The 21,962-nt window shown below is 39.0% G+C and carries 16 protein-coding genes; 6 read left to right on the top strand and 10 right to left on the bottom strand.

Annotated features, from left to right (window positions below):
* Nucleotides 1–33: 33 nt before the first annotated feature.
* The 3 genes from K322_RS0112005 to K322_RS0111995 form a co-directional block, all read right to left on the bottom strand.
* A complete protein-coding gene (locus K322_RS0112005; protein WP_026627113.1) occupies nt 34–642 on the bottom strand; it encodes a DUF4254 domain-containing protein in 609 nt (202 codons plus the stop codon).
* A 135-nt stretch (nt 643–777) separates the two neighbouring features.
* Nucleotides 778–2,319, bottom strand: coding sequence for a YifB family Mg chelatase-like AAA ATPase (locus K322_RS0112000; RefSeq protein WP_026627112.1), 1,542 nt, complete (start codon nt 2,317–2,319; stop codon nt 778–780).
* Nucleotides 2,320–2,372: 53 nt separating this feature from the next.
* The gene (locus K322_RS0111995; RefSeq protein WP_026627111.1) at nt 2,373–3,494 is read right to left on the bottom strand and encodes a DUF4369 domain-containing protein; all 1,122 of its coding nucleotides are present in this window, start codon (nt 3,492–3,494) and stop codon (nt 2,373–2,375) included.
* A gap of 332 nt (nt 3,495–3,826) precedes the next feature.
* Between K322_RS0111995 and K322_RS0111990 the strand changes: the two genes are divergently transcribed.
* Nucleotides 3,827–5,992, top strand: coding sequence for a S9 family peptidase (locus K322_RS0111990; RefSeq protein ID WP_026627110.1), 2,166 nt, complete (start codon nt 3,827–3,829; stop codon nt 5,990–5,992).
* A gap of 40 nt (nt 5,993–6,032) precedes the next feature.
* On the opposite strand, the gene K322_RS0111985 is transcribed toward K322_RS0111990, so the two are convergent.
* Both K322_RS0111985 and K322_RS0111980 read right to left on the bottom strand, forming a co-directional pair.
* Nucleotides 6,033–6,218 carry a hypothetical protein gene (locus K322_RS0111985; protein WP_026627109.1) on the bottom strand — a complete coding sequence of 62 codons (186 nt, stop codon included), beginning with the start codon at nt 6,216–6,218 and terminating at the stop codon, nt 6,033–6,035.
* 10 nt (nt 6,219–6,228) lie between these two features.
* Nucleotides 6,229–7,683 (bottom strand): aminoacyl-histidine dipeptidase, encoded by a 1,455-nt coding sequence (locus tag K322_RS0111980; protein WP_026627108.1) that lies wholly within the window; start codon nt 7,681–7,683, stop codon nt 6,229–6,231.
* 403 nt (nt 7,684–8,086) lie between these two features.
* On the opposite strand from K322_RS0111980, the gene metG reads away from it, so the two are divergent.
* Nucleotides 8,087–10,126: a methionine--tRNA ligase gene (gene metG, locus K322_RS0111975; protein ID WP_026627107.1), complete on the top strand. Its 2,040-nt coding sequence runs from the start codon at nt 8,087–8,089 to the stop codon at nt 10,124–10,126.
* 154 nt (nt 10,127–10,280) lie between these two features.
* Here metG and K322_RS0111970 read toward each other — a convergent pair whose 3' ends face one another.
* Nucleotides 10,281–10,517 (bottom strand): YecH family metal-binding protein, encoded by a 237-nt coding sequence (locus K322_RS0111970; protein ID WP_026627106.1) that lies wholly within the window; start codon nt 10,515–10,517, stop codon nt 10,281–10,283.
* A gap of 92 nt (nt 10,518–10,609) precedes the next feature.
* The gene (locus K322_RS0111965) at nt 10,610–12,595 is read right to left on the bottom strand and encodes a DUF4954 family protein (RefSeq protein WP_026627105.1); all 1,986 of its coding nucleotides are present in this window, start codon (nt 12,593–12,595) and stop codon (nt 10,610–10,612) included.
* A gap of 133 nt (nt 12,596–12,728) precedes the next feature.
* On the opposite strand from K322_RS0111965, the gene K322_RS0111960 reads away from it, so the two are divergent.
* The 4 genes from K322_RS0111960 (at nt 12,729) to K322_RS0111945 (ending at nt 19,083) form a co-directional block, all read left to right on the top strand.
* Nucleotides 12,729–13,994: a DUF2851 family protein gene (locus K322_RS0111960; protein WP_026627104.1), complete on the top strand. Its 1,266-nt coding sequence runs from the start codon at nt 12,729–12,731 to the stop codon at nt 13,992–13,994.
* A 154-nt stretch (nt 13,995–14,148) separates the two neighbouring features.
* Nucleotides 14,149–15,807, top strand: a complete 1,659-nt coding sequence (locus tag K322_RS0111955) for an APC family permease (RefSeq protein WP_026627103.1) — start codon at nt 14,149–14,151, stop codon at nt 15,805–15,807.
* An 11-nt stretch (nt 15,808–15,818) separates the two neighbouring features.
* Nucleotides 15,819–16,919: a DegT/DnrJ/EryC1/StrS family aminotransferase gene (locus K322_RS0111950; protein ID WP_026627102.1), complete on the top strand. Its 1,101-nt coding sequence runs from the start codon at nt 15,819–15,821 to the stop codon at nt 16,917–16,919.
* 181 nt (nt 16,920–17,100) lie between these two features.
* Nucleotides 17,101–19,083: a KUP/HAK/KT family potassium transporter gene (locus K322_RS0111945; protein WP_026627101.1), complete on the top strand. Its 1,983-nt coding sequence runs from the start codon at nt 17,101–17,103 to the stop codon at nt 19,081–19,083.
* On the opposite strand, the gene K322_RS19310 is transcribed toward K322_RS0111945, so the two are convergent.
* The 3 genes from K322_RS19310 to K322_RS21085 all read right to left on the bottom strand — a co-directional run.
* Nucleotides 19,080–20,486: a DUF3329 domain-containing protein gene (locus K322_RS19310; protein WP_051290773.1), complete on the bottom strand. Its 1,407-nt coding sequence runs from the start codon at nt 20,484–20,486 to the stop codon at nt 19,080–19,082. The two genes, K322_RS0111945 and K322_RS19310, sit on opposite strands and share 4 nt — an antisense overlap.
* 42 nt (nt 20,487–20,528) lie before the next feature.
* On the bottom strand, nt 20,529–21,596 hold the full coding sequence (locus K322_RS0111935) for a M20 family metallo-hydrolase (protein WP_026627100.1): 1,068 nt from the start codon (nt 21,594–21,596) through the stop codon (nt 20,529–20,531).
* 158 nt (nt 21,597–21,754) lie between these two features.
* A partial coding sequence (locus K322_RS21085) for a hypothetical protein (RefSeq protein WP_035332000.1) occupies nt 21,755–21,962 on the bottom strand: 208 nt, incomplete at its 5' end.

Genomic DNA, 21,962 nt, shown 5'->3' with positions numbered 1-21,962 from the left:
GCCGATTTTCAAGTTAGACAAAGGTTGAAAAAACTACTTCTTTTTCTCGTATAGAACAGGATTTAAGTCAGGATCATTATACATTTTCATTTGTTTATAAACCTTCATGTATTTTCTTCCGGCTCCTATATCTTCCAATAAATCGCTTATAGCCGAGGATAAGTCTTTTCGTTGTTCCAGAAGAATGTTCAACTTGTTCTGGCATTGTTCTTTATGTGAAGCATCAGCATCTTCACGAGTAGCTTCCTGATGCATGTGATAAATCTTAAGGGCGAGGATAGACAGGCGGTCTATAGCCCAAGCCGGACTCTCTGTGTTTATTTTAGCATTAGGACTTGGTTTGACATCTTTGTACTTATCAAGAAAATAGCTGTCGATTAATTCTACCAAATCTGTCCTGTCCTGATTCGATTTGTCGATTCTTCTTTTAATACATAAAGCTTTCACAGGATCTATATTCGGATCACGAATGATATCTTCCAGATGCCATTGTACGGTGTCAATCCAGTTTTTAAGGTATAGATAGTATTCTATAGTTTTTAGCTCGAAAGGATTAGATAATGCTGTATCTACATCATCTGTTTTGTGATAATCCTCAATTACTCTATCAAAGATGGAATTACTTAAGTCTGTAAATTTCATAAATCTATTTTACTGTATTAATAAACAAAGAGATATAATCACTCATATACACGATTCTCACCTTGCAAACAAGTAATAACATCTCCCTCATTAATATATAATGTTGACAAATATAATTAAAAGCTTTTCAAGAACCTATTTATTCGCCCAGTTTTCGCGATCGAGATTTCTATAGTTAATAGCTTCAGCCAGATGGTTGGATTTAATATCCGGAGATCCGTCCAGATCCGCTATCGTACGAGATACCTTGAGTATGCGGTCGTAAGCTCTGGCCGACAAATTAAACATATCCATTGCTTGTTTCAGAAGCGAAAGCCCTGTTTCGTCAGGAGTTGCATACTTGCGCATCAGCTTAGAGGTCATCTGGGCATTACAATGCGTCTTTTCTTCATCTTTAAATCTTTCTGCTTGTATTTCTCTGGCTTTAATGACTCGTTTACGTATAGACTCGCTGTTCTCGGATGTCCCGGCACTTGATATTTTATCAAAGGGAACCGGTACTATCTCTATCTGAATATCAATTCGATCGAGTAATGGCCCTGATATCTTGTTCAGGTACTTCTGCACCATCCCTTGTGAACAAACACATGGTTTTTCGGGGTGGTTGTAGTATCCGCATGGACAAGGGTTCATAGATGATATCAGCATAAAACTTGCCGGATATTCAACCGAGAATTTTGCCCGTGATATACAGATATTACGGTCTTCGAGTGGTTGTCTTAATACTTCGAGTACACTTTTGTTAAATTCGGGCAGTTCATCCAGAAAAAGAACTCCGTTGTGGGCCAGACTGATCTCTCCGGGTTGAGGGTAAACACCTCCTCCAACCATTGCCACATCTGATATAGTGTGGTGTGGAGATCTGAATGGACGTACCGACATTAATGAGGTGTCAGTGTTCATCCGACCTGCAACACTGTGTATTTTTGTTGTTTCGAGGGCTTCCTGTAAAGAAAAGGGAGGTAATATGGTCGGTATACGTTTTGCCATCATTGATTTCCCTGCTCCGGGAGGTCCTATCATTATGATATTATGACCACCGGCAGCAGCAACTTCTATTGCCCTTTTGACATTTTCCTGTCCTTTTACATCTGAAAAATCAAATTCAAAATCGAATTGTTTCTTCAAAAATTCTTCCCGTGTATTGATCTCCGTTCTTTGAAGAGATCCTTTTCCGTTAAAGAAGTCTACTACTTCTGTCAATTTTTCGACACCATATACATTCAGATTGTTAACGACGGCAGCCTCTTTGGCATTTTTCAAGGGAACTATTAATCCCTTAAATCCTAATTCCCTGGCTTTTATAGCGATTGGCAGAACTCCTTTTACAGGAAGGATTGTTCCGTCTAAAGATAATTCACCCATTAACATATAATTTTCAAGGTCATCAGATTCCAAGCTATCTGAAGCTGCCATTATGCCGATTGCTAAAGGCAGGTCATAAGAAGAACCTTCTTTCTTGATGTCAGCCGGGGACATGTTTATGATGACTTGTTGTCGTGGAAACTTGTAGCCATTTACCTGTAATGCAGATATGATACGTTCGTGACTCTCTTTTACAGATGCATCAGGTAACCCAACCAGCATAAATTTTATGCCTTTTGAGCAATTAACTTCTATCGTAATTAGTGTGGCGTCAATCCCTTGTACGGCAGCTCCGAATACTTTTACCAGCATGTTTGCGTAGAATAAATGTTGTTCAGAGACAAATATAAAGGAAATATAGGACTTTAGCGAGTCTTATCTACTGCTTTTTCGTCTTTTTTATCCTTGTTTTCGTATCTTGACAGTAGGGAAGTTATGTTTACATCCCTTTCAAGAATGATTCCGTCTGCCGATACCAAAATCATATAGGGTGCAGATGTTACATTGTATTTCTTTACTACTTTGGAACTCCATTTTCTGCCGTCAAGTAAAACAGTCCAGTCTAGAGAATTGGCTATCTCTACGGTTTGAGAATCCGGCGATTTCCCTTCAACATCAATAACTATTGCCAGAAAGCTAACTTTGTCTTTTAACTTTTTCTGAGTCTCTTTCAATTCGTCAAAGTACTTGATGTTCAACGGAGCTTCTTTTATATCGAAGATCAGTAAAACATCTTTTCCTCTAAAATCTTTCAGGCTTACATCTTTACCTTTCGAACTTATCAACGTGAAGTCCGGAGCTACAGAGCCTACAGCAGATATTCGTACCCTGTCATAATAGTTCTTTAAAGATGTTGTGAGGTAAAAATTGGCAGCATCTCCTTTCAACGAGTTTATATCATTTCCTAATAGTTCCGGTGATATATTGTTGACCGAATAGTCATTCATTAAAACTACACTGGCTATTTTTCCGGGGTTCTTTTCCACATATTCACGAACACATCTGGCAAGCTGAAAGTTTATATTCTTTAGTTCGGCAGGATCCATATTTTGGTGTTTGCTCAGAATACGACATCGAGTCTGAAGTAGATTGAGGTTTTCTGTTTTAAAAGCCATTAGGTCGTCATTAACCTTTCCCCCTTTCAGTTCAGCCAAACCAAAATCCGAAGCGTCTGCTTTCAGGTTAAGATCATATCCGGGTTCTAAAAAGAATGTGATCTGAGCTTTGTCGTCTCCGCAATATAAGTTGACCAAAGTTGGCTCGTTCACGATCCCTTTATAAGTAAATTCACCTCTTTTATTTACCTCGATTGTGTCGATAATAACAGAGTCACCTGATACTTCCCTAACGGCATATAGATTCGAGACTGTCAGGTTTTCAAGTTTTCCCTGAACTTTAAAATTGGTGTTATCCTTTTTTCCGCAAGATGCGAATAAGAGGATAAAGGTACTGATAATAAGTAAAGACCTTAGATTCAGGAGCGACATAACCTTTCTATATTAATATTATTACAGAGACTAGTAAGCAACATAAAGTATTTAATGACATATTCTAAAGCAATAACCTGCTCTTGTTGTCATACTTGCAAAGTCAACAAATAGGTCTGAGACCTTAAAAGTACAAATATTATGCCTAAAAGGCGGATAATACTTGTTTTATTATTTTCAATCTACAAAGATAGGAATTTATCTTAATTAATTATTGCATATTTTTCATCTTTTTAACAATCGTCTTAAGCTAATGTCGTTTAAATATGACGAATAAACATTGGCTGTGAGCTATAAAGTGTATCTTTGTTTATAAAAAAACGTGTAATTATATGAGATTGTTTAAAAGTTTTCTTTTTACTGTCATTTTATCATCTTCATTTTCAGCAATGGCACAAAATAGTCTGGTTCCGCTTTCTCTCGAAGATCTTATTCCCGGAGGAAGTACGTTTTCAAAGTACAGAGTGCAATTTCCTTCTCAACTGCAGTGGTGGAATGACTCGCCGGTTCAGGTAAAAGGCGATTCTATTGTTTCTATTCCTGTTATAGATAAAAAAGCTGTTCAGGTAATCACCACAAAAGAGCTGATCAACCAAAGCCTTACGGCAGAGGGAAAAGAAAAGTTGAAGTCGTTCCGTTTTGTCGGTTTTCCTTATGCAGATCAATCTGTCGTAATGCTTACCAATGGCAGTGATACTTATTTGTATAATTTCAAAGAAAATAAGGTTGAAGTCACTTATACTTTTCCGAAAGAAACCTCGAATTTCGATTTCACTAAAGAGGGTAGGGCTTTTGCTTATACCAAAGACAATAATCTTTACATCTTAGATTCCGACTCGAAAGAAACAGCTATAACATCCGACTCGGATAAAGGCATTGTAAATGGGCAATCGGTTCACCGGAACGAATTCGGGATAACAAAAGGCACATTCTGGTCTCCATCGGGAAATCTGCTTGCTTTTTACAGAATGGACGAAACTATGGTAACCGATTATCCTCTAGTCGATATATCTGCACGGGTTGCCGAATTGAAAGACATAAAATACCCGATGGCAGGGATGAAAAGTCATCAAGTGACTATCGGTATATTTAACCGTTCGACACAACAGACTGTTTTCCTGAAAACAGGTACTCCTAAAGAAAAATACCTGACAAATATTGCATGGAGTCCCGATGATAAGTACATCTACCTTGCTGAACTAAACAGGGGGCAAGATACTTGTAAAGTTGCCAGATATGATGCTAATTCGGGAAAACTTGATGCTACTCTGTTCGTAGAAACTCACCCGAAGTATGTAGAACCGGAGCATCCTGTTTTGTTCTTGAAGAATGATCCGAACAGTTTTATCTGGCAGAGCAAACGAGATGGATACAATCACCTATATCTGTATGATATAAACGGCAAGGTGAAAAAGCAGTTAACCACCGGGACTTGGGATGTTACCGAAGTTTTAGGCTTTGATGCAGCTGGTGCAAATCTTTATTATGTATCTACCGAAGCGACTCCGCTCGAACGTCATATCTATCAGTTGAATCTAAAAAACGGCAAGAAAGTTCGTCTGTCAAAAGAAGAAGGTGTGCATTCAGGTTTATTGAGTGAATCGGGCAAATACATTATCGACCGTTATACTTCTCAATATAATGCAGGCAAAGCTGATATTACAGATACAAAAACTGCTAAGACTTATAACATATTCTCGGCTAAAGACCCTTATAAAGGTATAACCTTACCCGAAATCTCACTGGGAGAGTTAAAAGCAAACGATGGAAAAACAAGCTTATATTACAGGCTTATAAAACCGTTGAACTTCGATCCTGATAAGAAATACCCAACCATCATCTATGTGTATGGAGGACCTCATTCTCAGCTGGTAGACAACTCATGGATGGCACAAGCCAGAGGGTGGGATATATACATGGCTGAAAAAGGTTATGTTGTCTTTACGTTGGATAACAGAGGTACTTCTAACAGGGGAATAGACTTCGAGAATATTACTCACCGTCATCTGGGTGTGGTGGAGACCGAAGATCAAATGACCGGTGTAGATTATCTCAAATCATTGCCTTATGTAGACGCTGACCGTATTGGTGTGCATGGCTGGAGCTTCGGCGGGTTTATGACATTGAATCTGATGCTCCGCCATCCTGAGACATTCAAAGTGGGTGTTGCCGGAGGTCCTGTAACAGACTGGAAATACTATGAAATAATGTATGGCGAACGTTATATGGACTCACCTAAAGAAAATCCCGAAGGTTATGCCGGTTCAAGCATGGTCGATAGGGCGGGAGATCTTAAAGGCCGTCTGATGATTATACATGGCGATGAAGATCCGACGGTAGTTATGCAGCACAGCTTGCAATTCCTTAAATCGGCAATTAAGAGCGGAACTCATCCCGACTTTTTCGTATACCCCGGACATGGGCATAATATGATAGGTAAAGACCGTGTTCACTTACATGAACATATCACTCGTTACTTTGACGATTTCTTAAAGTAAGCTTGAGTAATCTTATACAATACAAAAGCGGGAAGAAGTTTTATTTCTTCCCGCTTTGTTGTTTTCTGAAAATATATGCCAAGGCAACTATGGCTATCACATTACCTGCGATAATCAGCAGAAAGCTACCCATATCCCCTTTACTGTTGTAATAAGGAAAGATAGCCGCTGATATAATGATCAGGTAGATAATTGATATTGCCAGAAATAAAGCTGTCTTTGGCATATATAATCTCTTATTTCAATTCCGACAAGATAGCTGTCAGATAATGATAGAAACGTTCAACTGTATCGATTTCTACAAATTCATCCGGAGAGTGAGGATTCATAATAGTAGGACCGAACGAAACAATGTCTAAGCCCGGAGTACTGCCTAATATGATACCGCATTCGAGACCGGCATGTACAACCTGTACCTGAGGTTCTCTTCCGAATTGAGAAACGAATAGCGATTTCATTACTTCCAATACTTTCGAATGTGCATTCGGCTGCCATCCCGGATATCCGTTTACGGCTTCCACTTTAGCATCTGCCAAAGAGAATACACTTTCGATCATAGAATCTAAAGCCTCTTTTTTAGATTCCGACGAACTGCGTGTCAGGAATTTGATTTCGACTTTGCCTTCTCCCGATTTTACGGATGCAATGTTGGTCGAAGATTCCACTATACCGGGAAATGATTGGAGCATACTGATAACCCCGTTAGGGCAAGCGACAACTGCATTGATTACATCGTCCTGTATTTCTTCAGGAAGTACAGTTTTAGGTAAATCTACTTTTTCTGCTTTCAGTGTCAGGTTTGTTTCTATCTCTGCAAACTCTTCGCAGTATAAGTCGTTGTAGTCATCAACTAAATCCATCAAAGCATCTGCGTTTTCTGGAAGGACGGTTAATACTGCAAATGCTTCACGAGGAATGGCATTACGCAGCGAACCTCCCTCTACCGATGCCAAACGGGCATCCAATGAGCGTACAGCTTCTTTCAGAAAACGGAACATCAACTTATTGGCATTAGCTCTGCCTAAATGTATTTCACCACCGGAGTGACCGCCTTTCAATCCTTTCAGGCTTACTTTTACGGCAACATCACCAGCCGGAGCTTCTACGTCTTTATACTGCCACGATACATTTTCGTCTATACCGCCTGCGCAGCCGATACATAATTCACCTTCTTCTTCTGTATCCAGATTGAGGAGAATGCTTCCGGTAAGGAATCCCGGCTCGAGCCCGAATGCTCCTACCATGCCTTCTTCTTCGTCTATGGTGAAAAGACCTTCTATTTTGCCGTGAACAAGGCTGTCGTCTTCCATCACCGCTAATATCGCAGCAGCTCCGATACCGTTATCTGCTCCTAGAGTGGTTGACTTGGCTTTTACGATGTTTCCGTCGATTACGGTTTCGATCGGGTCTTTCAAAAAGTCATGTTGAACATCCGAGTTTTTTTGCGGAACCATATCCAAATGTGATTGAAGAATCACAGTCGGAGCATTCTCCATTCCTTTCGAAGCCGGTTTGGTAATTAAAACGTTGCCGACTTTATCTTGCTTTACATCCAGATTTAATCCTTTTGCAAAGTCTACAACATATTTTTCAACAGCCTTTGTATGTCCTGTGGGACGAGGTATTTGTGTTAACTCATAAAAATGTTTCCAAACATTTTCGGGTTTCAGTTTTAAAATTTCTTTTGACATAATATAATATTACGTTAGTAGGTCCGAGACCTTAATTGGTTTTTTATTACTACAAAAGTAAACAAAAGTTGCACGAAAACATCATGTTGAATCTCCTTTGTTTATATCCTAAAATGGTTGACTTAAAAAGGTTAAGGACTAAAAGGTTACGAAGGTTACAACAAAAATGCACACTTTCTATTGTCTCCTTACTGGCACATTTTCAAATTTTCTCATTAAATCCCGGCTATTCAAAGAACTCACTTTATAGATAAAAATAATATAAGTATCGCTGTTGGGTTGCTAAACAGAGTCATTAAATACTTATTATTCATTATTATTTCTTATAACTTAGTATATTTGTACCTCTTTTGAAAAAAGTAAAGGCGGTTAAGTAACTGCCTTCCTCTATACGATCTTGATTATGAGTAAGAAATTTAACAGAACGCTGGTCACATCTGCACTTCCTTATGCTAATGGACCTGTGCATATAGGTCACTTGGCAGGAGTATATATTCCTGCAGATATTTATGTCAGATATTTACGTCTTAAGGGCGAAGAAGTATTATTTATCGGAGGTTCCGACGAACATGGTGTGCCCATAACTATCAGGGCAAAAAAAGAAGGTGTTACACCTCAGGATATTGTGGATAAATACCATGGCATAATCAAGAAATCATTTGAAGAATTTGGTATCACGTTCGATATATATTCACGTACCAGTTCTGAAATACATAAAAAGACAGCATCGGATTTCTTTCTCGAATTATATAATAAGGGAGAGTTCGAAGAAAAAACAAGCGAGCAGTATTACGATGAGGAAGCTAAAATGTTCCTCGCCGACCGCTATATTATGGGAGAATGTCCCCACTGTGGTAATCCAAATGCTTATGGAGACCAGTGCGAATCGTGCGGAACATCACTAAGCCCTACCGATTTGAAAAATCCAAGATCAACGATATCAGGTAAAACTCCGGTGATGAGAGAAACTAAACACTGGTATTTACCTCTTGATAAGCACGAAAGCTGGTTGAGGCAATGGATATTGGAAGACCATAAAGAGTGGAAAACCAACGTGTATGGTCAATGCAAATCGTGGTTGGATATGGGGTTGCAGCCCCGTGCTGTAAGCCGTGACCTCGATTGGGGTGTGCCAATACCGCTGCCGGGAGCCGAAGGTAAGGTTCTTTATGTTTGGTTTGACGCACCTATCGGTTACATCTCCAATACAAAAGAGTTGTTACCCGATAGTTGGGAGAAATGGTGGAAGCATGAGGATACAAAACTCCTTCATTTTATCGGAAAAGATAATATTGTATTCCACTGTATTGTATTTCCTGCCATGCTGAAGGCCGAAGGATCCTATATTCTGCCCGAAAATGTTCCTGCAAATGAATTCCTGAATCTCGAAGGAGATAAAATTTCTACTTCCCGTAATTGGGCGGTATGGTTACACGAATATCTAGAAGATTTTCCCGGACAACAGGATGTCTTACGCTATGTGCTGACAGCCAATGCTCCCGAAACAAAAGACAACGACTTTACATGGAAAGACTTTCAGGCTCGAAACAACAACGAATTGGTTGCCATCTTTGGCAACTTCGTTAACAGGGCGATGGTGCTTACTCATAAATATTTCGATGGAAAAGTTCCTGCTTGCCACGAATTGACAGATTATGATAGAGATACTCTGGCAGAATTTAAAGATGTAAAAGGTGAAGTTGAAAAATACCTTGATACATACCGTTTCCGTGATGCTCTGAAAGAGGCGATGAATCTGGCTCGTATCGGAAACAAGTATCTTGCAGATACAGAACCTTGGAAAACAGCCAAAACAGATATGCCACGTACCGAGACTATTTTGAATATCTCGTTGCAGATAGCTGCTAATCTGGCGATTGCTTTTGAGCCGTTCCTTCCGTTCAGTACTGCAAAACTAAAACAGATGCTGAATGTAACAGATTTAGCATGGACTCAGTTAGGACAGGTAGATATACTTTCGGTTGGGCATCAATTGAATCAGGCGGATCTGTTGTTTGCCAAAATCGAAGATGAAACCATCGAGAAACAAGTGCAAAAATTACTTGATACGAAAAAAGCCAATGAGGCTTCGGAATACAAAGCCGCTCCGATTAAACCGTCTATACAGTTCCCTGAATTCGAAAAAATAGATATTCGTGTCGGAACGATATTGGAGTGCATAAAAGTGCCTAAAGCCGATAAGTTATTGCAATTCCTTATTGATGATGGTATTTCTAAGCGTACCATTATTTCGGGTATTGCTCAATGGTATAAACCGGAAGAATTGGTTGGACGTCAGGTATGTTTCATCGCAAATCTCGAACCTCGTAAATTAAGAGGAATAGAATCATGCGGTATGCTTTTATCTGCCGAAAATGCAGACGGAAGCTTATCATTGATACAGCCATCGGCATTAATAACACCCGGAAGTAAAGTGGGCTGATAAAAACCAATTACCGATATAAAAAGAAACGGAAACTATATCTTTTATAGCTTCCGTTTCTTTTTAAGTGACTAAAAGTATTTAATTATTTACTTTTGGTTTATAACAGTCTTTGGTTGTTTTACCTACTAAAGTAATAAATAGGTCTGAGACCTTAATGATTACAAACTTTACTGATATCTACGGTAAAACCATCTTCCTGAGACGGCATAAATTTTCCTTTCATTTTCAGGAACTCGATTAACATAGGTATATCCATATCTTCCGCAGAACAAGCATAAAAACGCTGATCTTCACCGAAACGGTCTTTGATGGCTTGGGCTAATGATTCTTCGTTATAGCTATTGCCTTCCATCATATGTAAAACTTCGTGAGCATGTAATTGTTCCATAACCTTATAGTTTTTATCAATTTATGAAACAAAAATATATCATTTGATGGTTAATAACTGTAACATATGATACAATAGAGCAAAAAATAGACCTATATAGCTTGTTTTAACCTTTCGATTGTATCGTTTCCTAATTGGGTTTTTACTTTAATGTGTTCGAGTACAGCTTCTACAAAAGCATTCTTCTCGAATACACCACGTACACGTTCGAAATCGATTTTCTGGTCTCTTTTGTTTCCGTCCAATCCGAAGCTGATACGTGTCGGTAAAGAGAATTCTTTTCTCGCGTCGTCGTATATCATATTATCGAGCGAAACGACAGCTTCCTTCCACTTTTCGACAATCTCTATGATATCTTTTGCCGTAATAGTCTCTAGACTGAGTTCAAAATACTGTTGTATTTTATCCCATGCCCATGTCCATTCCAGTTCGTAATAGTTAGCATGCAGACCTGCAAATACTTGATTTACATCTTCCAATGTGTTCAGTTTTCCGGCTTCTATATCATCAATCAGATCATCTATTTTAGTACTTGGTGCAAGAAGTCCGGCCAAATCCCTCCATTGGAATAATCCGTCTGTCGTCTTCGGATTGAGAGCCTCTCTTATTTCTTCATTATTCCGGCATGGGCAGTCCTTTAAGCGGGAGATAATAGAATTCCCCAGAAATTTAGTAATGGCAATATTATAAAACTTAATACCTCTTTTTAAAGAAGAACCGTTAATACGGCAGCTTTGGTAAGTATAAGCATCGGAACTTTCACCGCAAGTTTCCTGTAGACCCTTCAGGACATCTATTCCTTGAAACATTTTTTGTACTGTATATGGGCTGAGCAGGTTAAAGTTAAGATGATCCAGCTTATCGGGATCTTTACGTTTATCTCTTTTGGGAAATTTCTGCGCATCACGTATAGTTCCTACACTTCTCAGGTTAATGCCCGGAACAAGTACCGTTTCGTCATTACTTTCGATCAGGTATGAGAAAGGCATTTTTGATGTGTCCGAATTACGGTAGTGACGACCCATTACCAGTGAGAATGCTCCTATTCGGGCCGGCCACAGGATGTATGAATCACTGGTGGTTTTGCCACCTCGTTCCATTACTCCTTGGTGTATAGGACCCAGTTTATACATGTGGTTACTTTGATTTGAGCCCGATCCCGCATTCATAAAAGAATACATTCCTGAAATCAGCAAAGTCGATTTGTGATGAGTGACCGTATAAGGCCCCGCAAATATAGCGCAAGCTTCGCCGTTCTCACCTTGGCAATTACTGAAGAATAACGAGTCACTGGCCGAATAAGTATGCCCCAGTTCACAGGATTGTCCTATAAAACATCTGGCTAGCATAGTTCCGTCTTCAACACGAGAACCGGAAGAGATAATGAAATCTTTCGCCATCACATTGTATCCAATATGTATGGGGTCAAAAGCATTGCTGTTTATACTGCCGTTTTCGAGAATGCGAGCTCCTTCAATAACGGCATTGTCTCCGATTTTAACATTTTTGATTGTACCTGTATTTACAATCTTTACATTGTTACCTATTGTTCCGGTTTCAGAACTTACTTCATCCGTATATCGTTGTACGATTTCCTGCATTTTCTGAACAAGAATTGGACGATGGCGGTAAAATGATTGTATATAAGCGAAGTGAGCACTCAATTTGTCATTGATGCCGACTTCACGTCCTCCTGTTTCATTCAGAACCGAAGCCTGTACTCCGTTACCGAATGAGGATTTCCCTTCTACATACATTAGTTCCAGATTCTGTATAATGGTATTGTCTCCGATACGGTAGTTGGCTATATAGTTTTGTACATTTTCTATGAGTACATTATTTCCCAATGAGCAATTGTGTAAGCTTACATTTCTTAGACCCGAATGTCTCTTGATTCCTCCAGGGAATACAAAATCGGATTCGAAGTAACCGATCCGGATATCCCCCGAAAAATTTACCTGATGAATATAATCGGGAGTGAAATTTTCATGGACGGAAACTGTTTCCCAATTACAGGCAGTGCAAGCCTGATTTTGTAGTTTTTCGATTTCGGGAGTGGTTAGCTTTCTGTATATCATATATATGTTGTTATAACGATGATAGGCTTGTTACTTGACTATCTTATCTGTAACGTAAAAATACTTCAAATATTTTTGAGTTCTGCCATTTTTTGTACCTTAGGAGCAATAAAACAACGCAACACTCGACATTATGGAACAAATACTGCACTATGTGTGGAAGCACAAACTCTTTCAGAAACATTTGGAAATGACTGACGGAGTCTCATTTGAAGTGCTTGATACCGGTCAGCATAATACCCATCAGGGACCTGATTTTTTCAATGCAAAGATAAAAGTCAAAGGTGAAGTTTGGGCAGGAAATGTAGAGATACATAAATCTTCGGATGACTGGTTTCGGCACGGACACGATAAAGATGTAGTTTATAATTCTGTGATTCTGCATATTGTCCAAAATATTACTTGTGAAGTGACGGACCAGACGGGCAGAATTATTCCACAGTGTGAGATTAAATATCCGAGTCATATACTTGAAAATATCGATTTTTTGTTGAGTGCCGATGTTGCTATTCCTTGTTGCAATTATTTACGAGATATTCCCTCATTGCATACAGCTTCGTGGCTCAATTCTCTTTTATTGGAACGATTGGAGCGTAAATGTAATGATATATCGTTGTTGTTTGAGCGGTTAGACGGATCGTGGGCAGACGTATTTTATGTGGTGTTGTCCCGCTCGATGGGATTCGGGCTTAACTCGGAAGCTTTTGAACGGCTGGCATTGAGCCTGCCACTTAAATATATACTGAAACAGTCCGATAGCCTTTTACAGATTGAAGCATTATTATTCGGTCAGGCAGGATTATTACAAGACTTGTCCTGCATGGATGATTATACGAGGAAATTGAAACAGGAATACGATTTCCTAAAGAACAAGTATTCTTTGATCCCTTTAAACAGGGATATTTTTCGAAATTTAAGAGTGCGTCCTACAAGCTCTCCGGTCTTAAGGTTGGCTCAATTAGCCGTGTTATTACAAAATATACAGGGAGTTTGCGCTAAAGTACTATCCGCAAAAGATGTTGGTCAGATACGTTTGCTGTTTCATGTCAATGCTTCTGAATATTGGCAGACACATTATCTGTTTGGAGAAGAGTCTTCCAAAAAACACAAATACATAGGAGATTCTTCATTGGATGTGATGATTATAAATGCAGTTGTTCCCTTGGTCTTCTCTTATGGCAGGCGTATCAATGACGAATCATATATAGAGAGGGCTATTGGCTTCCTTGAAACAATAAAACCCGAATCGAACTCCATCGTGAAGCAATTTGCTGGTTATGGACTTATTAGCAGGAGTGCATACGATACACAGGCTGTCATTCAGTTGAAACGGGAGTATTGCGAGAAACGAAAATGCCTTTATTGCCGAATCGGGTATCAGGTGTTATCGGGTAAATAGGTACTGAGACCTTCAATGCTTTCTTTCGCTAATTGATGCTGATTTAAAAACAAAAAAACTTACTTTTGCAAATCCTTGAACTGTAAGGAGATTCAATTATTAGAAATTAGGAATGGCGGTAGAATGTGTTCCTGAAGAACAATAAAGCATATAGATGAAAGCGAAATCGCTGTTTAGGAGAAAAGATATTAGTAAAGGTGGTCATGGCGATGAAGTCACAGACTATGGATTGAAAAGAGTTTTAGGAGTAAAAGACCTTACCTTGTTTGGTATTGCCGCTATTATAGGTGCGGGAATATTCAGTACTATCGGACGAGCCGCTTTTAACGGAGGGCCTGCAGTATCACTCTTATTTGTGTTTGTGGCCGTGGCTTGTATATTCACAGCCCTTTGTTATGCTCAGTTTGCCTCAATGATATCCACTAGTGGAAGTGCTTATACATACACTTATGCGACATTGGGAGAAGTGTTTGCATGGGCTATAGGATGGGCTCTTATTCTCGAATATGCTGTTTCGAATATGGTGATAGCTATTTCGTGGTCTGGCTATTTTACAACTATGCTGGAAGGATTCGGTGTTCATTGGCCGCATTATTTATCTATCGGTTATCTGTCGGCTTATGAGGCTTTTCAGAAAGTAATGTCAGGAGAATCTCATTTACCTGCCAATATTTTGCAGGCTGCCGAAACTTACCGTACAGCACCTGAGTTTATGGGGATGAAAGTATTGGTAAATGTTCCGGCCGGGGCAGTAATAGCTGTGTTGAGTGCTTTGGTATTTGTCGGAATCAAAGAATCCCGTTTCGTAAATAATCTTCTGGTCTTCCTTAAAATAGGTATCATACTATTGGTGATAGGAGCAGGATGTTTCTTTGTAAGACCCGAAAACTGGTCGCCTTTTGCTCCTAATGGAGCTCAGGGTATTCTGGGAGGTGTTGCCGCTGTATTCTTTTCTTTTATAGGATTCGATTCTATATCTACAACAGCCGAAGAATGTAAAAACCCGCAACGGGATATGCCCCGTGCCATGCTTTATTGCCTTGGTATTTGTACGGTATTATATATAGCGATCACTCTTGTGTTGACCGGTATGGTCAATTATAAAGAATTGGGTGTAGATGATCCTCTGGCATATGTCTTCCAGAAAGTGGATATGGATTTTATAGCCGGTATTGTTTCTGTCAGTGCTGTTATTGCCATAACCAGTGCTATATTGGTATTTCAGATAGGACAGCCCCGCATCTGGATGACTATGAGCAGGGATGGACTGCTTTGGCCTCGCTTTGGAAAAATTCACCCTAAATACAAAACGCCAACCTTCGCAACTCTTATTGCTGGCATTATAGTTTGTGTTCCTTCGTTGTTTCTTGATATGCAGTTTGTTGTCGACCTGACGAGTGTCGGTACTTTCTTTGCTTTTATTTTGGTTTGTTCCGGAATACTTTATCTTGATTATAAGGGATATAGTAAGAAAGCGAAATTTAAGGTTCCGTATATCAACGGAAAATACATTGTCGGTGTTTTATTCCTTATAACAGCTGTGCTTTTTATTACTAAACTCGATTATAAAGAGATTATCTCCGAAAAACCTTTACTTATTATATTTTGGGCTACCTGGCTGTGCATGTCTTTTGCTGCCTATAAATTCCGCTTTTCGCTATTGCCTACAATCGGGATACTTATCAATCTGTATCTGATGACTGAACTCGGATGGTCAAACTGGTATATGTTCCTGATATGGCTTGCCATAGGTTTGATTATTTATTTTCTTTATGGATATAAAAAGAGTAAATTGGCCCAGATAAATAAATAAACGAATATACAATGATACCATTCTTAGATTTGAAAGAAACCAATATGCCCTATCAATCGGAGATTGAGGAGGCTGTATTGAGTGTTGTTCGTTCGGGATGGTACATTTTAGGAGATCAGGTCAAATCTTTCGAGAGGGCTTATGCTCAGTATTGTGGTACTGCAAATTGTATTGGAGTAGGAAATGGGTTGGACGCTATTTCTTTGATCCTGAAATCATATAAAGAATTAGGTGTTTTGAAAGATGGGGATGAGGTTCTCGTTCCCGCTAATACATATATTGCTTCCATATTGGCTGTAAGCAGCAGTGGTTTAGTTCCAGTTTTGGTAGAGCCGGACATAAATACCTATAATATCGATCCCGAGAAGATAGGGGATAAGGTTACCTCTAGAACAAAAGCTATCCTTGCTGTTCATCTGTATGGGTTGGTATCCCCAATGAATGAGTTGAAAGAGATTGCCAGAAAGCACAACCTGAAGTTGATAGACGATGCGGCTCAGGCTCATGGAGCAGCTTATCATGAGCAGAAAGTCGGTAGCTTATGTGATGCAACGGCTTTCAGTTTTTATCCCACTAAGAATCTCGGAGCTTTGGGTGATGCGGGTGCTGTAACAACCGATGATTCGGAGTTGGCTGCTATTGTCAGAGCATTGGCAAATTATGGAACGACATCCAAATATATAAATAAGTATAAAGGTGAAAACTCAAGGTTGGATGAAATACAAGCGGCTGTATTAGCTGTTAAGTTGAAATATCTGGATAAAGAGGTGCAAGCGAGACAAAATATAGCATCCTTTTATCTCCGAAATATTCAGAATGAATTAATAGCTTTACCACGGGTTGAACAAATTGAACAACACGCTTTTCATCTTTTTGTGGTACGGTGTCATGAAAGAGATCGGTTGCAGCAATATTTGTCGGATAAAGGTATCCGTACGGAAATACATTATCCGTTGCCGCCACATAAGCAGGAGGCATACAAAGAGTGGAACAGTTTATCATATCCCGTTTCGGAAAAGATAGCGGATCAGATAATTAGCCTGCCTTTACATATATCGTTGAAAAACGAAGAAGTGATACGCATATGCTCTGCTTTGAATGAGTTTCGATAATGTATAAATCAGCTATCCCGGCTTTTTAATACAAGAAGTGTATTATCCTCATAAAAAAGGACTAATTTTGACCGGATTTCGAGGGCATAGACTCTTTCGAATTAATTATAGAAGTTAAGAGAGCAGAACAATATACTGCATTTGTGGATGATTATTAAATATTTGCTTTTATTCAGCATGTATGGGAACAAATAAGAAGCATAGAGTTCCATTTGGTCCGATAGGGATTATTATGGCTATCGGGGTAGTGTATGGAGACATTGGTACATCGCCGCTCTATGTGATGAAATCTATACTTGAGGCGTTGCCCGATAATCAGTTATCGAGACCCGATTACATAATCGGAGCCGTATCATGTGTGATATGGACTTTGACTATCCAGACTACGCTTAAGTATGTAATATTGACCCTTAGAGCCGATAATAACGGCGAAGGTGGTATTTTGGCGTTATATGCACTTATCAGGCAAAAATTCCGTTGGGCATATATTATAGCCGCATTAGGTGCTGCAACATTGCTTGCAGATGGTATTATCACTCCTGCCATGACTGTGATTACTTCTATGGAAGGGTTGAATAATATAGTACCCGAAATTCCTATTGTTCCTGCTACACTGATTATTGTTATCGGATTATTCCTTATACAGCCATTGGGTACAGGTTCGCTCGGAAAGTATTTTGGAACGATGATGCTTGCATGGTTTATCATGATGGGAATAGTGGGTGCAAGTCATCTGGTTCATGAACTTACCGTATTCAAGGCGTTTAATCCTGTTTATGCTATTAAGTTTTTGGTACATGCTCCTCATACGATGTTTATCCTCGGCGCTGTATTTCTTTGTACAACAGGCGCGGAGGCTTTGTATTCCGATTTAGGGCATTGCGGACTGAAAAATATACGGATATCATGGATCTTTGTAAAATCGATGCTTATTGTCAATTATCTGGGGCAGGCTGCGTGGATTATCGATAATCCGTCCATTGTGCAACATGGTATCAATCCGTTTTTTGCCATGATGCCTTCGTGGTTCAGCTTTATCGGGGTATTAATGGCTACAGCAGCATCTATAGTTGCCAGTCAGGCATTGATAAGCGGCTCTTATACAGTTATCAGTGAGGCTATCTCTTTGAACTTATGGCCTAATGTAAAGATAAAATACCCGACCAATATAAAAGGGCAGATGTATATCCCCTCTGTAAACTTCACAATGATGATCTTATGTATTATCATTATCCTTATGTTTGAATCCTCGTCACGATTAGAAGCTGCTTACGGTTTGGCTATCACGCTCAGTATGTTGATGACTACTTTGCTGCTCTTCCTGTATTTCAGGGAAACGAGGAAGCCATTGTGGTTTAGTATTCCCGTATCGGTATTCTTCTTTATTATGGAGTTCAGTTTCTTTGTGGCTAATATGCAGAAGTTTGCCCATGGAGGTTTTGCTTCGATATTGATCGCCGGATTGATATTCTTCATGATGTATTCTTGGTTTAACGGGCGGCGTATCAAAAGGCATTATACAACTTACGATCAGATAAATGACTCATACCTGAACCGGATCAATGAAATAAGCGATGATTCATCCATTCCGAAGAGTGCGACAAACCTTGTTTACATTACCAGTGCTAACAATAAGAATGCCTTGGAGAGTAAGATAACTTATTCGCTATTCAACAAATTTCCGAAACGAGCCGATACATATTGGTTTGTTCGAATAAGACGTTCCGATAGTCCGTATGAATTTGAGTATGATGTCAAGACTTTTATTCCCGGAAAAGTATTTCGTATCGACCTCCGTATAGGTTTTAAAGTGGGGATACACGCCGACCGTTATGTGAGGCTGATCTGTTATAATATGGAGAAAGAAAATCTGGTGGATCTTGCATCGCGTTATCCTTCGATGCATGGAGCAAGAGGTGATTTTGCTTTCTATGTGGTTGATCGTATATTCCGTAATATCGAATTGAGTGCCGGACAGCAGATAATACTGGCTCTGTATAATCTGGTGAAAAGGCTGAGTACATCAGATACTCAGATGCTCGATCTCGATCCTTCGTTTGCTGTCGTGGAAACTGTACCTCTGGTAAATGTCCATCATACAGACGATATCTTATCGAAACTGCTTCATAAATCCGAAAGAGCAGAGGAAGAATCGGCTGATTAAGGATTCTCTGTCTCATTGGTCTTAAATGATTTTATCTCATGAAACCGGCAGTAATCTCTATTTAGCCAGTTGTCACGATCAGAGGGTATTTCTATCAACTCTTTAAATAATTGGAGCTGAGGTATTTTTTTGTCGGCAACTAATTCCAGATCATGTTTGTTTTGATTTGAACTGATAACTTTCTCTCTCTCGGAGAGTATCGTTGACACCTTATTTAATTCTATAACGGCTTGAGTATATGTTACAAGGTAATAACAAAGCAGACAAGCTGCTATTATAAATTGTGCTAGTATCATTTGTCGGTTTTCTAATTCGATTATCCGTAATAGGGCAATAATCATGAAAACAATAATACCGATCCATACTCTGGTTGGAAATACAGGCGAAAAACTCATTGCACTAAAAGCAATAAGTCCCAAAATAAGAAATAGCAACGATGTAAAAATCTGGCGTTTTTGTTTAGTTGAATTATTGAATGTAGTGTATGTTATAAATAAGAGAACGAAAATACATAAGATAGGAAATATCTTTTCGAAGAATAATTGTACTAGTACAAGTATTTTATCCCAAGAGCCTGAGCCAGGATTAAGATTCCAGCCAACAGAAAGTATTATTTGGTACCTGATATAATTTCCGGGAGCCGCAACCATGAATATGTATCCGAATAAAGCTCCGATTATTCCCCCTATAGCCCAATATGGAATATTTTGTTTTGAGATTTTGATCCATATTAAGATTGATATGCAGCCTATAATCATTGCTAAAACTGTATTCTCATTTGTCCATCCGGCTATACCTCCATATATAAAAAACAGAATAGCTTTGAGTATATTATTATCTTGTATCTTGTTCTTATTAAAAATCAGTTTGCAATAAGGGTATAAGAACAGTAAGATGAGAAGGGTTCCCCATAGATAGTTAGCACTCCCTGTTATCCATAAGAAATCTTCACCAAATGCCGGAAGTAAAAACCAGAGTAGTAATTGTATGAGAATAAATAGTAGAGGAGATTCTTTTGTTTCTCCGATTCGTACGATTTTATATATTACAAAGGTGAAAACAATGTAAGCGATGCTATTTATTGTATCTGCGATCCAAGGAGGGATAAAAAGCAAGAATTGAGCAATCAGGTGAACAATGGTTCTTCCTCCCCACATGAAATAATGCCTATATTGAGATATGAAAATATCTTTGATATTTTTTACTCTCTCATTTCCGCCATATACAAAAGAGTATGACCAGTCATCAGCAAAGAGGGGATACAATCTATTTAAAATAAAGATTAGTATAAAGAATACTATTATAAAAGCATATAAGCATATTTTAGAATACTTCTCAGATTGAAGCAACTTCTCTGTTTTGTTGAAAAAAATGTTTAATGTTTGTATTATATCCCTTTGCATAAGTACATTGTATTTGTTTTAGAGGTTGTTAGTCTGACCTGTTCATATAATTAAACCATCCAAAAGTTTAGTATAATACTCAATAGCTTCCCTTATTTCATCAAGAACAATGTATTCATCCGCTGTATGTGAGCGCGCAGAATTTCCCGGACCCATTTTTACCGAAGGGAAATTCATTAAAGCCTGATCTGACAGGGTGGGAGATCCGTAAGGTTCTAACCCGATAATGATGGCTCTTTGTATAAACGGGTTTTCCAAAGCTATTTTCGATGAATTGAGCCTGAATGATCGTGGTTTTACATCACATTCGGTATGCTTATCTATGATTTCGTATAATTGCTGATTGCTGTAGCACTCGTTGCTTCTGACATCTACAACAAATGAGCAGATATCGGGTACAACATTGTGCTGTGTTCCCGAATTAATCATAGTTACGGTCATTTTCACAGGGCCAAGCAGATCACTGCTGTCGGCAAACTGAAATGTACGAAACCATTCAATGTCCTTCATTGCCTTGTAAATGGCATTTATTCCTTCGTTACGGGCTGCGTGACCCGATTCTCCATGAGATTGGCAATCGAGTACCATTAAGCCTTTCTCGGCGATGGCAGGATTCATTCCGGTAGGTTCTCCTACAATGGCAAAAGCAGGGGTAGGAATTGATTGAAGAGCCAGTTCAATTCCATTTTTTCCGGAGACTTCTTCTTCGCACGAAGCCAAAAATATCAGATTATAATCCTGTAGTTTATCAGTCAGCCAGAAAAAAGCATGCATCAGGCTCACAACGCTTGCTCCGGCGTCGTTACTCCCCAATCCGAATAACTTATTGTCTTCTATCACAGGATCAAAAGGTTCTTTTGACCATGCCGATACAGGTTTCACCGTATCTATGTGTGAATTAAGAAGGATTGTCGGCTTTTGATCTGAAAATCCGGGCGATTTTATCCATATATTATTTCCTGTACGTTCCGGTTTATACCCTTTTGATCCGATGTATGATTCTATCATATCAGCAACGTCTTTTTCTTCCCTGCTGAAAGATTGAATACTTATCATTCTTTTTAGGAGATCTACAGCCTCGTAGTATAATTCGTCTATATCTTTTGTCATAATTTACTTAAAAGGTTACAAAAGTAACAAAGTCAATGAATAGCTATCAATAAAAAATAATCAGTAACCATTCTTATATTTATGCAAATCAGTCGTTGAAAAATGTTCTTTTAAATTATGCTATTTACTACGCGCAATCAGAGATTGCTTGCGGCAGCCTACAAAAGGGTCTGTGCCCCCTCGTCCGTCAGGTTTTCGACCTCGGTGGAAGCCCGGGGTATCCGCTGCATGAAGAAAGCGTTAAAAGACAAATAGATATCAGCGATAATCATTTTTATTTGTCTTAGCTTTCGAGAGCTGAGCGGGTCGGGTTGGAGACGCAGTCTTGATCTTTTGTTTCGTTTTGCATCAAGGCAAAATGAAAAA

The sequence above is a fragment of the Indolivaga capnocytophagoides DSM 22835 genome (assembly GCF_000426485.1).
Taxonomy (GTDB): domain Bacteria; phylum Bacteroidota; class Bacteroidia; order Bacteroidales; family Dysgonomonadaceae; genus Dysgonomonas_A; species Dysgonomonas_A capnocytophagoides.
The sequence above is the reverse complement of the archived record's forward strand: the minus strand, read 5'-3'. Positions and strand labels throughout refer to the sequence as shown.

Excerpts from the sequence above, each read along its gene's own strand:
- K322_RS0112005 (WP_026627113.1), bottom strand. The coding sequence starts at position 642 with ATGAAATTTACAGACTTAAGTAATTCCATCTTTGATAGAGTAATTGAG.
- K322_RS0112000 (WP_026627112.1), bottom strand. The coding sequence starts at position 2,319 with ATGCTGGTAAAAGTATTCGGAGCTGCCGTACAAGGGATTGACGCCACA.
- K322_RS0111995 (WP_026627111.1), bottom strand. The coding sequence starts at position 3,494 with ATGTCGCTCCTGAATCTAAGGTCTTTACTTATTATCAGTACCTTTATC.
- K322_RS0111990 (WP_026627110.1), top strand. The coding sequence starts at position 3,827 with ATGAGATTGTTTAAAAGTTTTCTTTTTACTGTCATTTTATCATCTTCA.
- K322_RS0111985 (WP_026627109.1), bottom strand. The coding sequence starts at position 6,218 with ATGCCAAAGACAGCTTTATTTCTGGCAATATCAATTATCTACCTGATC.
- K322_RS0111980 (WP_026627108.1), bottom strand. The coding sequence starts at position 7,683 with ATGTCAAAAGAAATTTTAAAACTGAAACCCGAAAATGTTTGGAAACAT.
- metG (WP_026627107.1), top strand. The coding sequence starts at position 8,087 with ATGAGTAAGAAATTTAACAGAACGCTGGTCACATCTGCACTTCCTTAT.
- K322_RS0111970 (WP_026627106.1), bottom strand. The coding sequence starts at position 10,517 with ATGGAACAATTACATGCTCACGAAGTTTTACATATGATGGAAGGCAAT.
- K322_RS0111965 (WP_026627105.1), bottom strand. The coding sequence starts at position 12,595 with ATGATATACAGAAAGCTAACCACTCCCGAAATCGAAAAACTACAAAAT.
- K322_RS0111960 (WP_026627104.1), top strand. The coding sequence starts at position 12,729 with ATGGAACAAATACTGCACTATGTGTGGAAGCACAAACTCTTTCAGAAA.
- K322_RS0111955 (WP_026627103.1), top strand. The coding sequence starts at position 14,149 with ATGAAAGCGAAATCGCTGTTTAGGAGAAAAGATATTAGTAAAGGTGGT.
- K322_RS0111950 (WP_026627102.1), top strand. The coding sequence starts at position 15,819 with ATGATACCATTCTTAGATTTGAAAGAAACCAATATGCCCTATCAATCG.
- K322_RS0111945 (WP_026627101.1), top strand. The coding sequence starts at position 17,101 with ATGGGAACAAATAAGAAGCATAGAGTTCCATTTGGTCCGATAGGGATT.
- K322_RS19310 (WP_051290773.1), bottom strand. The coding sequence starts at position 20,486 with ATGCAAAGGGATATAATACAAACATTAAACATTTTTTTCAACAAAACA.
- K322_RS0111935 (WP_026627100.1), bottom strand. The coding sequence starts at position 21,596 with ATGACAAAAGATATAGACGAATTATACTACGAGGCTGTAGATCTCCTA.